This is a genomic window from Vibrio sp. 661 (genome assembly GCF_033339315.1).
Lineage (GTDB): Bacteria > Pseudomonadota > Gammaproteobacteria > Enterobacterales > Vibrionaceae > Vibrio > Vibrio alginolyticus.
The window spans coordinates 36,192-48,803 of record NZ_JAWOUJ010000009.1 but is presented as its reverse complement, the minus strand read 5'-3'; the positions used below and the strand labels follow the sequence as shown (position 1 = coordinate 48,803).

Annotated in this window: 11 protein-coding genes; 8 read left to right on the top strand and 3 right to left on the bottom strand. The window is 43.8% G+C overall.

Going from position 1 to position 12,612, the window contains the following annotated elements:
• Positions 1–5 precede the first annotated feature (5 nt).
• From R7P69_RS15720 to R7P69_RS15710, 3 genes are read right to left on the bottom strand one after another with little or no spacing between them, the layout of a single operon-like run.
• Positions 6–266 carry a phosphopantetheine-binding protein gene (locus R7P69_RS15720; protein WP_005382278.1) on the bottom strand — a complete coding sequence of 87 codons (261 nt, stop codon included), beginning with the start codon at positions 264–266 and terminating at the stop codon, positions 6–8.
• Positions 267–279: 13 nt separating this feature from the next.
• Positions 280–1,047, bottom strand: coding sequence for a lysophospholipid acyltransferase family protein (locus R7P69_RS15715; protein ID WP_064353718.1), 768 nt, complete (start codon positions 1,045–1,047; stop codon positions 280–282).
• Entirely contained in the window at positions 1,044–1,772 is a 729-nt protein-coding gene (locus R7P69_RS15710) for a beta-ketoacyl synthase chain length factor (protein WP_054865733.1), read from the bottom strand. The genes R7P69_RS15715 and R7P69_RS15710 overlap by 4 nt, the downstream gene beginning before the upstream one ends.
• 76 nt (positions 1,773–1,848) lie before the next feature.
• Here R7P69_RS15710 and R7P69_RS15705 point away from each other — a divergent pair, with 76 nt between their 5' ends.
• The 8 genes from R7P69_RS15705 to R7P69_RS15670 all read left to right on the top strand — a co-directional run bounded on the left by R7P69_RS15705 (position 1,849) and on the right by R7P69_RS15670 (position 12,478).
• A complete protein-coding gene (locus R7P69_RS15705) occupies positions 1,849–2,247 on the top strand; it encodes a hypothetical protein (RefSeq protein ID WP_005382272.1) in 399 nt (132 codons plus the stop codon).
• Between the two features lie 27 nt (positions 2,248–2,274).
• Positions 2,275–3,342: a class I SAM-dependent methyltransferase gene (locus R7P69_RS15700; protein ID WP_053307501.1), complete on the top strand. Its 1,068-nt coding sequence runs from the start codon at positions 2,275–2,277 to the stop codon at positions 3,340–3,342.
• A gap of 7 nt (positions 3,343–3,349) precedes the next feature.
• The gene (locus R7P69_RS15695) at positions 3,350–4,594 is read left to right on the top strand and encodes an NAD(P)/FAD-dependent oxidoreductase (RefSeq protein ID WP_017634790.1); all 1,245 of its coding nucleotides are present in this window, start codon (positions 3,350–3,352) and stop codon (positions 4,592–4,594) included.
• Between the two features lie 210 nt (positions 4,595–4,804).
• Entirely contained in the window at positions 4,805–5,545 is a 741-nt protein-coding gene (locus tag R7P69_RS15690) for a transglycosylase SLT domain-containing protein (RefSeq protein ID WP_080960101.1), read from the top strand.
• Between the two features lie 99 nt (positions 5,546–5,644).
• Positions 5,645–6,853 carry a DEAD/DEAH box helicase gene (locus tag R7P69_RS15685; protein WP_005382264.1) on the top strand — a complete coding sequence of 403 codons (1,209 nt, stop codon included), beginning with the start codon at positions 5,645–5,647 and terminating at the stop codon, positions 6,851–6,853.
• Positions 6,854–7,106: 253 nt separating this feature from the next.
• Complete coding sequence (locus tag R7P69_RS15680) at positions 7,107–7,769, top strand: potassium channel family protein (protein WP_005388291.1); 663 nt, start codon at positions 7,107–7,109, stop codon at positions 7,767–7,769.
• Positions 7,766–9,133, top strand: coding sequence for a TrkH family potassium uptake protein (locus R7P69_RS15675; RefSeq protein WP_025766961.1), 1,368 nt, complete (start codon positions 7,766–7,768; stop codon positions 9,131–9,133). Before R7P69_RS15680 ends, R7P69_RS15675 begins: the two co-directional genes overlap by 4 nt.
• 360 nt (positions 9,134–9,493) lie before the next feature.
• Complete coding sequence (locus R7P69_RS15670) at positions 9,494–12,478, top strand: M6 family metalloprotease domain-containing protein (protein WP_238952244.1); 2,985 nt, start codon at positions 9,494–9,496, stop codon at positions 12,476–12,478.
• Positions 12,479–12,612: the final 134 nt, after the last annotated feature.

Below are 12,612 nucleotides of genomic sequence, written 5' to 3'. Positions count from 1 at the left end.
ACAACTTATTCATTAGTTTGAGAAGAAACGTATTTCGCTAGATTTGCTACAGACGCAAAGTGTTCGCGCGTATTTGAGTCGTCGGCATCAATAACGATGTTGTATTGTTTTTTTATTGCGAGTCCAAGCTCAAGCGCGTCGATAGAATCTAAGCCAAGTCCATCACCAAAAAGTGGTGCATCCGTTTCAATATCATCTACGGTTAAATCTTCAAGGTTTAAAGCATCAATAATAAGTTGCTTAATGTCGTTGTGTAACTGTTCCACTGGGACCTGCTTATTAATAAAAGTTTTCTGGAAAAATGTTTTCAGCTAGGTGCTGTTGTAAGCGTCGCGCCGCTATTGTCGGCGACGTAGTTTGCTTTATAAAGGGGGTAATCTCAACTTTATCCTTAACTTCAACCCTGAAAAAGGGCTTTGTTGCCGGTACTTGATACCATTTTTTCTCTTTTGTGAGGAAACTTGGCGTTACCGTAATATGGACAACTCTTAAATCTCGTTCTGTTCTTACCGCAATTTGTGCTGCACCGCGTTGTAATTTCGGCTCTACACCTGGTGTTGTTCTTGTTCCTTCAGGAAATATAAGCAACACGTTGCCTTTGTTAAATCGTTCATCACAAAGTGCTAATAAATCATCCGGTGCTTCATTGGGAATATATCCGGCTGCTTTTACGATGTGCTTCATAAAAGGATTCGACCATATTGCCGATTTTACTAAACAGTCGCAGCGATTTAATTGTGAAGCAATGAGAACGTAATCGATTAAACTAGGGTGGTTGGCAACAATTAAACAATTACGATCTTGTTGAAGAATATCGGCACCAATAATTTGATAATCGATTGCGCCACTCAACTTCATCAATTTACAAAATGTGTTGAATGAATATCGAATCGCACCCTGAACTTTATATTCGCGTTCCGTTTGGTCTGAAACAAAAATACGAATGGTCGGAATAACAATGAAGCTCAGTACTAAACCACCTAACCCAAATACTGAAAAACAAAAGCCTGTTGCTAGCACACGCCAATACTGATTTAAGTGAATCATTTTTTGTGCCATTCCCAAGCTTGATGCGGAGCGAAAATAGTCCACTGGCTTTTATCTAACAAGTATTGTTGCAAAAATACTAAACCTTGAGGAAGAGGATGACCGGAACGTTCTGCGTTTATGGAGCTTTGTATCGCGAAATTGTCTCCATGAGAAAGTATTAAGCCAAGTCCAAACCCTTGGTATTGTTGGTTTTCATATTCTAAATAAGAGTCAGGCATAGGCTCATCAAAATCAACAAGCAGTACTTTTTTGTCAGGATTGTCGGACAAAAACAGCCATGCTTCTAATATTGCGCTTTGGAATGTGTTTTCTGCCGCAGCGATAGAAGTTAGGGGAATGGGTTGTTTAGTTGCGATAGTGGCAAGCCCTGCGGCGGTATTGTGCACCGATTGAGAAAAAGCCATCGGAGACGCCTCTTCTCCATTAATTATATCTTCAACTAGTGCGACGCTGCGATGCAGTTCACCATGACGGCTTGAAAATACAAGGTAATCAACTTGATGTTGATTAAGCATTTCGATTGCAGTTTGTACCGCCAGTTTACTGAGTGGGCTCATTCTTCTGCGCATCATCGCAGGAATATTTGCAACATTGATTTTGCCATCTTCTGGCCATTTTATCTCTGTTGCCCATTGTTTCCATTCATTGGATTCGGATAAACCGAATGAATTCGCTGTCCACGCATCAATATTGAACGAAATGTTGATCTTCGAGTTTGGCATATTGGGTTAAATTGTTTATTTTACAGCTCGATACAAATTGGGGTTGACCCAAATTCACAATAAAAAGGAAATTATCATGTCGCGTTTTAAGCTGTATGTCTCGTTATTATTAACTTTGCTTCTTGTTGGTTGTGGACGAGTACAACCTGTAATGAATGTGGAGGATACTCCAGTTGCTTATGATCTTCAAAATAAACAAGTAAAAATGGCCATAGTGCAATCAGCAACTAACCGAGGCTGGACGATCGAAGAAGTAAGCCCTGGTGTTCTTATTGCAAAAATCCACGTTCGTAAACACTCTGCAGAAGTAAAAATCCCATACAATAATAAATATTACTCAATTATTTATCTCAACTCAGTAAATCTCAAAGCAAGTGATGGCAAAATCCACCGCAATTACAATCGTTGGGTAAACAACTTGAATGTTGATATTCAGCGAGCTATTGCATTGTTGGGCAATCAATCTCAACAATAAAACTATTAATTGCAGTTAGGTTTTTCCGTGTTAAATCAAAATAATGACCCTTTTAATGCTTTTGAAGCGAAGACAGAAGCTCAGAAGTTATCTTTTGCACCAATCGTGTTCCAGACCGCCAAAACGCTTCGAGATTTAGGTATTTTAGCCGCTTTAGACAGCGCTGGCGCACAAGGCATGAGTGCCACAGATATTGCCGAGAAAACGGGAGTATCAGAATATGGTGTTAAAGTACTGTTGGATATGGCGATTAGTGCGCATATTGTTTTATGGGAACGACCTAACTATTCGCTTGCAAACCTTGGTTTTTACCTTCTTCATGATGGTATGACGAATGCAAATATGGATTTTACGGCAGATGTTTGTTACGCCGCGATGATGCATTTGACGGAAGCAATTCAAGAAGGTAAACCGTCAGGTTTGAAAGAGTTGGGCAATTGGGAGACCATCTATCAAGGTCTATCGACGTTACCAGAACAAGCCAAACAGAGCTGGTTTAAGTTCGATCATTTCTATTCGGATCGCTCGTTCCCACTTCTGCTTAAAGAGGTATTTGCAAGCAAGCCAAAGCATCTTGTGGATATTGGCGGAAATACGGGAAAATGGGCGATTCAGTGTTGTAAACATGACCCTGACGTTCAAGTGACGATTGTTGATTTACCGCAGCAATTAGAAGTAGCGATGAAGAATGTTTCAGAAAACCAGTTCGTCGAGCGTGTACGTCCATACCCTGCAAACATGCTTGATAAAGCACAAACATTGCCGGAGCATGCTGACGTTTGGTGGATGAGCCAGTTCTTGGATTGCTTTTCCCCAATTGAGATCCTCAATATCCTTAAAAAAGTTAAAGCCCAGTTAACGAAGGGAGATACTATTTACGTATTGGAGCTGTTTTGGGATGCTCAAAAATACGCGGGAGCTTCCTATAGCCTTAATGCCACTTCTCTTTATTTTACCTGTTTAGCTAACGGTAATAGTCGCTTTTATCGCAGTGATGATTTCTTAGAAATTGTCGAAGCGGCAGGTTTATCTGTCGTTGAAAGAACCGACAATATTGGCCTTGGTCATACCTTATTAAAACTACAAGCAAACTAAATTCAGAATGAAAACAGAGCTCAAGCAAGTTGTTGTCGTAGGAGCGGGGCCATCAGGTTCAACCGTTTCTGCCTTATTAAAATCGCGTGGCATAGATGTTGTTGTCTTAGAAAAAGCGACTTTTCCACGTTTTTCCATAGGAGAAAGCCTACTCCCTGCATGTATGGAAGTTGTTGAACAAGCAGGAATGACTCATGCAGTAAAGCAGTTTGGTTTCCAGTATAAAGATGGTGCTGCATTTCGTCGTAATGGCGTATACACCCAGTTCGACTTTACAAACAAATACACACCAGGACCGGGCACGACGTTTCAGGTTCAACGTGCCAACTTTGATAAAGTATTGGCAGATAGCGCTGAAGAGCAAGGCGTAGAGATTCGTTATCAGCATGAGCTGCTCAACCTAGTGTTTGAAGGGAAAAAGTCTCGATTAGAAGTGCTCGACTCAAATAAGAAGGCTTATCAAATCGAAGCAGATTTTGTGCTGGATGCAAGTGGCTTTGGGCGTGTTTTGCCACGCTTGTTGGAGCTAGAAGAACCTTCTTGTCTTCCGCCTAGAAAAGCGATCTTTACCCATATCGAAGATCATATCTCTCCCCAAGAGCCGGAATACGATCGCAACAAAATTTTAATTTCAGTTCATCCTGAAAATCACGACGTATGGTACTGGTTAATCCCATTCTCTAATGGTACCTGTTCGTTTGGTGTGGTGGGTGAGCCAGAATTTTTCGAACAATACCCAGAAGATAAGATTGCAGCGTTGCAGCAGTTAGCCAATGAAGAGCCGGGTTTGGCTGCTTTATTGCGAAACGCGAATTACCCGAATCCAGCAGGCGAGTTGGGTGGCTATTCTGCTAACGTCAAACGTTTAGCGACAGAGCACTACGCGTTGCTTGGTAATGCTGGTGAGTTTCTTGATCCTGTATTTTCATCGGGTGTCACTATCGCCATGAAATCGGCAGAGTTTGCAGCGGACTGCGTGGTTCGTCACCTGAATGGTGAAAAGGTTGATTGGCAAGAAGAGTACTCGCAACGCTTAATGGTGGGAGTGAACACATTCCGCACTTATGTGGAAGGCTGGTACAACGGCACGTTGCAAGATGTGATTTTCTATCAAAACCCGAACCCACGTATTAAACAGATGATTAGTGCGATTTTGGCTGGATATGCTTGGGATACGAATAATCCTTACGTAAAACAAAGTGAGCAGCGTTTGTCGACGCTTGCAGAACTGGTTCGGGAAGCTGAACTGTAAGAATATACATTCGCTTATCCGAGAATCAGTAAGCCCAGGTCTTACCAAAAAATTGGTAAGACCTTTTTAATGCCTCTTTACTTTTACTTCTAGCGTGTTGGAGACACATTGACCACTTACATCGGTGTGTATCGAATTTGAGAATTTTTATGGTGACATTGATCACATCTAGAATTCCTGTTGCTGATATTTATATTAAATTTGTAGGAAATGGATTACATTCTGGGAGTGTTCCCTACATCCGGCTTCGTTGTGAAAACGGTTTATAAGCAACTGTATAAGTTAGTAAAGTTCCAAAAACTACATCAAAAAAAAGACAAGTTTCTTACCAAATCAATTCGCTTGGTGAGTTCGAGCCATCGACTACGCCAAACGCTTCCTCTACTTTCTAAAATTGTCGAAGAACATGACGCATCAACGGTCTCTTCGATTGCAGATCCCGAGAACGCGGTCGCGTGGGGAGGTAAAGTTTCTCCAGAGTTCAAATCTAAAGTCATCCGTATTAGTAAAGAGCTAAAGATCAATCCTAATCATCTTATGGCGTGCATGGCATTTGAAACTGCTGAAACTTTCAGTCCAAGCATCAAAAATGGTTCCGGAAGCGGGGCTACAGGGTTAATTCAATTTATGCCCTCTACCGCAGAATCATTAGGAGTGAACACAAAGACTCTTGCGAGAATGAGCGCGCTTGAACAACTTGACTATGTGAAAGCGTACTATTGGCCCTATCGAAATAAAATTAATAGCTTAGAAGATGCTTACATGGCCATTCTCTACCCTGCTGCGATTGGTAAACCGCCGTCTTTCGTTTTGTTCAGACAAGGCTCAATTGCCTATCGACAGAATGCAGGTATCGACCGCCACAAAACGGGGAAAATCACGCTTAATGATGTTTCCTACAAAGTGAGGAAAAAATTAGAAAAAGGTTTGCAGCCCAATTTCATGGGCTAAGATTGTGTCATGTTCCTAGTTTTTCGCGCATGAATCCTTCTGTTACTTCACGGGGATTCTGATACACTACGCGCCCATTTCCTCTGTTGAGACCTTTCTATGCCATTTTCTAAGCTTGGTTTAAGCGCATCGATTGCTGATGCAGTAAAAGCGCTAGGTTATGAAAAACCCACTTCTATCCAACAAAAAGCCATTCCAATCGTATTGCGTGGCCGCAATTTAATTGCAGCAGCGCAAACGGGCACAGGTAAAACGGCCAGTTTTGTTCTGCCAATCTTAGAAAAGCTTAGTCGAGGCGAAACGCAACGTAAAAAACGCGCTCGTGCGATTATCCTAACGCCAACACGCGAACTTGCGCTTCAGGTTCATCAAAGTATTGAAGCTTATGGTAAAAACTTACCATTACGCTCAATGGCGATGTTTGGTGGTGTGGATTATGCACCACAAAAACAAGCCTTGATCGAGGGGGTCGATATTGTGGTAAGCACGCCTGGGCGCTTGATTGATCTGTACGGTCAACGCGCGATTCACTTTGATGAAGTGGAAATGCTAGTGCTTGATGAAGCCGACAAAATGTTGGATATGGGATTCATCGATGCGATCGACAAAATCGTCGACTGTATGCCAGAACATGTGCAAAGTTTGCTGTTCTCAGCGACGTTATCTAACCCTGTTCGTGACTTGGCGAAAAATGCGATTATTGATCCTGAAGAGATCACGATTGCAAAGCACAGTGCCTCAAAATCAAATATTAAACAGTGGATCACGACCGTCGATAAAGACATGAAGTCGTCGCTGTTAAGTCACTTGCTTAAAGAAAATGACTGGTCGCAAGTACTGGTATTTATTGAAACTAAACACGGCGCAGCCAAACTGGTAAGCCAACTTGAGAAACGTGGCATTGTGGCAGAAGCATTCCACAGTGGCCGTAATCAGCGTGTTCGCCAGGAATTAATAGAAAAGTTTAAAGCGGGTGAAATCCAGTACTTAGTCGCAACCGGCGTTGCTGCGCGCGGTATTGATATTGATAATCTGCCAGTTGTCATCAACTACGATTTACCTTACCCAGCGGATGAGTATGTACATCGTATTGGTCGTACAGGTCGTGCTGGCGCGAAAGGTGAGGCGATATCACTGGTTTCAAAAGACGACTTTAAGAACCTCTGCATGATTGAAAGTCGTTTAGGGCACTTGCTAGAGCGAGTGGAAATTGAAGGTTTTGCGCCAAGAAAGCCAGTACCAATTTCAATTTTAAATTACGTGCCTAAGAATAAACGTAAACCGCACGATAAGCGCGAATCAAAATAGCCAGTTTATCCCATGATCTAAAAGCCGCATTCTTGCGGCTTTTTGCGTTTTAAGGCATCCAATTATGTAGCCATCGCGACGGTTTCTATTCGGTAATGAGGAAAAAAGTTAATCAGTGTCATACGCTTAACACGTAAAGTGAATCAAGGTGCGTTAAGCTTTTGTCAATTATCTGTCCGCAGGTTTGCACAAGGTAAGGAATGGGCGCAAACTTTTTTGCTTGCTAATGAATGCATAATAAGATGGGGCACAAATGAAAACAGGTGATAAGCAATTCGCCGTTATTGGTCTTGGCCGATTTGGTTTGGCAGTGTGTAAAGAGTTACAAGATTCAGGCGCTCAAGTTTTAGCCGTTGACATCAACGAAGACAGAGTTAAAGAAGCCGCCAGTTTTGTTAGTCAGGCGGTTGTGGCTAACTGTACTCACGAAGAGACGGTTGCTGAGCTCAAACTTGATGATTACGACATGGTGATGATTGCCATCGGAGCGGATGTCAATGCCAGTATTCTTGCGACATTGATTGCTAAAGAGGCGGGAGTAAAGTCAGTATGGGTTAAAGCCAACGACCGCTTCCAAGCTCGTGTTCTGCAAAAAATTGGCGCAGACCACATTATCATGCCTGAGCGTGACATGGGGATACGTGTCGCGCGTAAAATGCTCGATAAACGGGTTCTTGAGTTCCACCCATTAGGCAGTGGCTTAGCTATGACGGAGTTTGTGATTGGCTCTCGTTGGATGGGTAAGACACTAAGTGATTTGGCTCTGTGCAAAGTCGATGGCGTGCAAGTGCTAGGGTTTAAACGGGGCCCAGAAATTACCAAGGCACCTGACCTTAATACCACACTAGAAATTGGTGACCTAATTATTGTGGTCGGCCCTCAAGATGCGCTCGCAAATAAATTAAAATCGCTATGACGTATTTTCATCAGAAAGGTGTTTTTTACGCACCAGATGGTAAACAAGAGAAAGCGAAAGGCAATGAACCGCGAATTATATTGCTCAGTTTTCTCGGTGTTTTACTGCCTTCTGCGGTATTGCTAACCTTGCCAGTATTTTCTGTTACGGGCCTGTCGATAACGGATGCTTTGTTTACCGCAACGTCCGCTATTAGTGTGACAGGGCTTGGTGTTGTCGATACTGGGCAACACTTTACGCTTGCGGGTAAAATCTTGCTGATGTTTTTAATGCAAATCGGTGGGTTGGGGCAGATGACGTTGTCGGCGGTCTTACTCTATATGTTCGGCGTGCGTTTGAGTTTGCGTCAACAAGCGCTGGCGAAAGAAGCATTAGGGCAAGATCGGCAAGTCAATCTAAACCGACTAGTAAAGCGGATTGTTGTTTTCGCGCTTGTTGCAGAAACGGTCGGGTTTATTTTTCTCTCTATCCGCTGGGTCCCTGAAATGGGCTGGCAGACTGGTATGTTTTACGCCTTGTTTCATGCAATTTCTGCATTTAACAACGCTGGGTTCGCGCTGTTTTCTGACAGTATGATGAGCTTTGTGAATGATCCGTTGGTTATCTTTACACTGGCGGGGCTATTCATTTTTGGCGGGCTTGGTTTTACTGTTGTGGGTGACATCTGGCTAAACTGGCGCAAAGGTTTCCACTTTTTGCATCTTCACACCAAAATCATGCTGATTGCGACACCGATATTGCTCTTAGTCGGAACGATGATGTTTTGGTTACTTGAGCGAAGCAACCCAAACACAATGGCGTCTTTACCTGCAACAGGGCAATGGTTGGCGGCATTCTTTCAATCTGCGAGTGCGCGAACGGCAGGGTTTAATAGTGTTGACTTGGCGTTGTTTACCCAGCCGGCCTTACTGGTCATGATTGTTCTGATGTTAATTGGAGCGGGTTCCACCTCAACGGGGGGCGGTATTAAAGTTTCCACATTTGCTGTTGCGTTTATGGCTACGTGGACCTTTTTACGCCAAAAGAAACATGTGGTTATGTTTAAGCGAACCATAAATTGGCAAACTGTGACTAAGTCATTGGCAATTATCGTTGTGAGCGGAGCCATCCTGACAAGCGCAATGTTTTTATTGATGCTTACCGAGAAGGCCAGCTTTGATAAAGTTATGTTTGAAACCATTTCCGCATTTGCCACAGTGGGGCTCACCGCCGGCTTGACTGCGGAACTTTCTGAACCTGGTAAATACATTATGATCGTGGTGATGATCATTGGTCGTATTGGGCCGCTCACGCTTGCCTACATGTTGGCACGTCCTGAACCTACCTTGGTCAAATACCCAGAAGACGCCGTTCTTACAGGTTAATATAGCGTTAAACAATGGCCGCGCGACCATTACGAGCATTGATTAATAGCAGTGCTCGTACATTTATAGAATATGTGGAATGTTGCCCAGTTTTACCTACAAATTCGTAGAAGTTCATTTCTTCTTCCTTTCGTTTCGATAGTATTCATTCACTCAATTTATATTCTCAGAAGCTACGCTCATAACAGCGTTTTGGAATCCGACGCTTTTGTAGTGTGACACCAAACTACGTCGTGTTATCTGAGCGAATTGATACCAGCCTTCGTCAATAGTCACTCAGTCTTACTCTATGCCCATAGGGTTACTTTGTGTTTGTTGTGCTTGGTATTAATTAACGAATCGAAAAGATGGAGTCGTACTTTGAAATTCAACACACTCGCCATGGCTATGCTAACTGCGCTTCTTGCAGGGAAGAGCATGGCAACTACTCCGCCATCACCGGTTTGGCATACTATTGCGTTGAGCGATGGTAGTTCCAGTGAGGCAATTCTACGTGGAACGGCAGATTTCCACTGGTTTGAAGATAAGCAGGGCAATGCCTTACTTCAGGAAGACGGCGTTTGGTTTTTCGCGCGGATTCAGCGCGAGTCAGACACGCCAATATTGATCTCGACAGGTGTGGTGAAAACGCAGTCGAGTGAGCCACCTGAGTCGGCGAGGTTTCGCCCGGATTTACAAGTTAAACCGCAATTATCTTCTCTAAAAACCATTGAGCCGATGGCACGAAAAAACCTACTGCGTTCGGCGCAAGGTTACCAGGCGATGAGCAGTTCAACGGTGAAGCAGCAGCCCCTATTGGTTGTGCAAGTTTCGTTTGATGACCAAGCAATGGTGCATGATTTTGAGCAACGCGTATTTAATACCAATGGTCAAAGCGTTGTGGATTACTTTGATAAAAACTCTCAAGGTAAATTCAAAGTTGTTCCTGCACTTGAGAGTTACGGCACCGCCAATGACGGTGTGATAGATGTGACTGTGGCACAAAGCCACCCTAACTGTCACTCTAGTTCTACTGATAAGACATGCACCGCCAAGTTGAATGCGGTTTTCACCGAGGCTTATCAAAAACTGGATCCATACTTTAATCTTTCGGCCTACGACAGCAATCAAAATGGTACCGTAGAACCGTCAGAACTCTCTGTCATGTTTATTTTTGCGGGGGGCGATCGTTCAACAGGGGTTCTCAACCGTCCTGCTATTTGGCCGCACAAATTCTCTCACGATGATGTCACACTAGATGGTAAAAAGATCACAGACTATTGTGTGTTCGCTGACTATCAAGTTGATCATCAAGCGACCTTGGGCGTGATCGTACACGAGCTTGGCCACTTAATGCTTGGCTTACCGGATTTGTACGCAAGGAACAGTGATGCCTCGATCGGCTCTTGGGGCGTGATGGGTGGCGGTTCATGGGCGCAGAAACCGGGAGATTCATACGCTGGTGACACTCCGGTGAACATGAGTGCATGGAGCAAACACGCTGCTGGTTTTGTTGTACCAACGGTAACTCATGAAAGTCCAGCGCCTATTTCTGTGAACAACGACGATGTCAAGCTGGTGTATCTCGACCCGTACTTGAAAGAGTTTGGCCCACGTGTTTACTTGGAAAATCGCACCTTTAGCGGTTACGACCGAGCATTGGCGGCTGAAGGTATCCTGGCGACGTCGGTCAATGTCCAGAACCGCTTTAATGATGTTGGCGCGATGCAGGTTCAAATCATGCAGGCTGATGGTCTGAATGAGTTAGAAAATGATGGTAGGAGTGACGCTGACGATTTATACCCTAATGGTGGCAATGTCATTTCAGATACATCGACCCCGGGTCTGAGAACGATCACAGGGTTTGATACTGGGGTTCGTATTTCCAACATTGCCAGCAACACCAACGGTGGTAGCTTTTCTCTTGAGCATACAAACGAACCTAATAAATCAGCATGGCTGAACTCTCTTCATCAAGGTTATGTGTACGCGAGTGGGAGTAACACTCTGGCGGTGTCACTGGACTTGAATAGTGATACAGAGCTTGATGGCCTTCAACTTTATGCGCAAAGAGATAGCGCTCAAAGTGACATGACTTATCGAGTTTGGCGATTCCCATTTTCTGGAAACATTGGCTATCGATTAATATTGAATCAAAACAACGCTGAGCTTTTACAGCAAGGTAACTTCCAAAAGTCATCTCGAATTTTATTCCCCCAACCAAGCCAATTGAGTGCGGGTCAGCATTTATTGGTCGTTGAATTGGAAGGCGGTCAATTTGATGCAAACTTTGATTTCGGTCGCTTGCTAAAAACTGAAAAAGCCTCCCTACCTGTAATGTGGACTGGTGATTACAGTGAGATTGGCACGTTTGGTCTAGAAAAAGCCGGGTTCTCTTATATTCCGTTTGCAGCATTATTAAATGTGGATGCGAGCAACTTGGTTGAAGCGAAATCTGATTCGTTACAAACCAATAAAAATACGCCAATCAAACTGAACCTGATGGACAATGATTTCATGGCGGTAGGGTATCAGTTCAATGTGGACATTGTGCAGAAGCCTGAGCACGGCACCATCTCTGGCAACCAGTACCAACCTGAAGCTAACTTCGTTGGTCTGGACACTTTCCAATATCGTTTGTTGTCGGTTGATGGTGCGTACTCATCTTCAATCGTGAATGTGCAGGTGGAAGTGCTTGGCAGCAACGAAGCGCCAGTGGCCGTGATTGATGTTGATAATAAAGACATGACGGTTGGGCAGCGAGTCACGTTGTCTGCGTTAAATAGTACGGATGCTGATGGTGATGTGTTGAGTTATAAATGGGAGCAGTTGGCTGGCACTTCAGTTTCTCTTGGCAATGCAACCAGTGTTAGCACAAGCTTTACGGTGCCTCAAGGTGCAAAAGCGGGTGAGGTTCTGACATTCCGTTTAACCGTGACTGATCCTAGTAATGAAACGTCCAGTGCTACCGTCGATTTAACCATGAAAAACGCAGCGCCACTTACGCTTGCAGATACGGCGACCGTTGCCGTTGGTGAAAGTATTCTGATTGATGCAGCGAGCAATGATTCGGATGTGAACGGCGATAAACTGGTTGTAGAAAGCGTACAGAACGTAACGGGTGTGGGAAGTGCGAGTGTAGAGAATGGCAAAATCCGTTTTCAAGCACCGGATAGCCCTACTGACGGCATCAAGCTGCAATATACGGTTTCAGATGGTCATGGTGCCACTGCTACGGGGGAAGTTATCGTGACGGTTGTTGCTTCTTTGAAGACAACGACATTCAAGAACTCTGAAGGTAGCGGCAGTGTTTCTTATTGGGCTTTGATGTTACTTGCAACATTAGGCTGGCGACGTCGCGTCTAAAACGGTATGGAATTGCTGTATAAGCCACTCACATTGAGTGGCTTATTTTTTATCTGATTTATTTTGGTTTCGTTCTCATTATCTTATGAGATGTGTTTCTCATTATTTTTAAAGCGATTTTTCTACTCTGCGGT

Excerpts from the sequence above, each read along its gene's own strand:
- R7P69_RS15715 (WP_064353718.1), bottom strand. The coding sequence starts at position 1,047 with ATGATTCACTTAAATCAGTATTGGCGTGTGCTAGCAACAGGCTTTTGT.
- R7P69_RS15710 (WP_054865733.1), bottom strand. The coding sequence starts at position 1,772 with ATGCCAAACTCGAAGATCAACATTTCGTTCAATATTGATGCGTGGACA.
- R7P69_RS15705 (WP_005382272.1), top strand. The coding sequence starts at position 1,849 with ATGTCGCGTTTTAAGCTGTATGTCTCGTTATTATTAACTTTGCTTCTT.
- R7P69_RS15695 (WP_017634790.1), top strand. The coding sequence starts at position 3,350 with ATGAAAACAGAGCTCAAGCAAGTTGTTGTCGTAGGAGCGGGGCCATCA.
- R7P69_RS15690 (WP_080960101.1), top strand. The coding sequence starts at position 4,805 with ATGGATTACATTCTGGGAGTGTTCCCTACATCCGGCTTCGTTGTGAAA.
- R7P69_RS15685 (WP_005382264.1), top strand. The coding sequence starts at position 5,645 with ATGCCATTTTCTAAGCTTGGTTTAAGCGCATCGATTGCTGATGCAGTA.
- R7P69_RS15680 (WP_005388291.1), top strand. The coding sequence starts at position 7,107 with ATGAAAACAGGTGATAAGCAATTCGCCGTTATTGGTCTTGGCCGATTT.
- R7P69_RS15675 (WP_025766961.1), top strand. The coding sequence starts at position 7,766 with ATGACGTATTTTCATCAGAAAGGTGTTTTTTACGCACCAGATGGTAAA.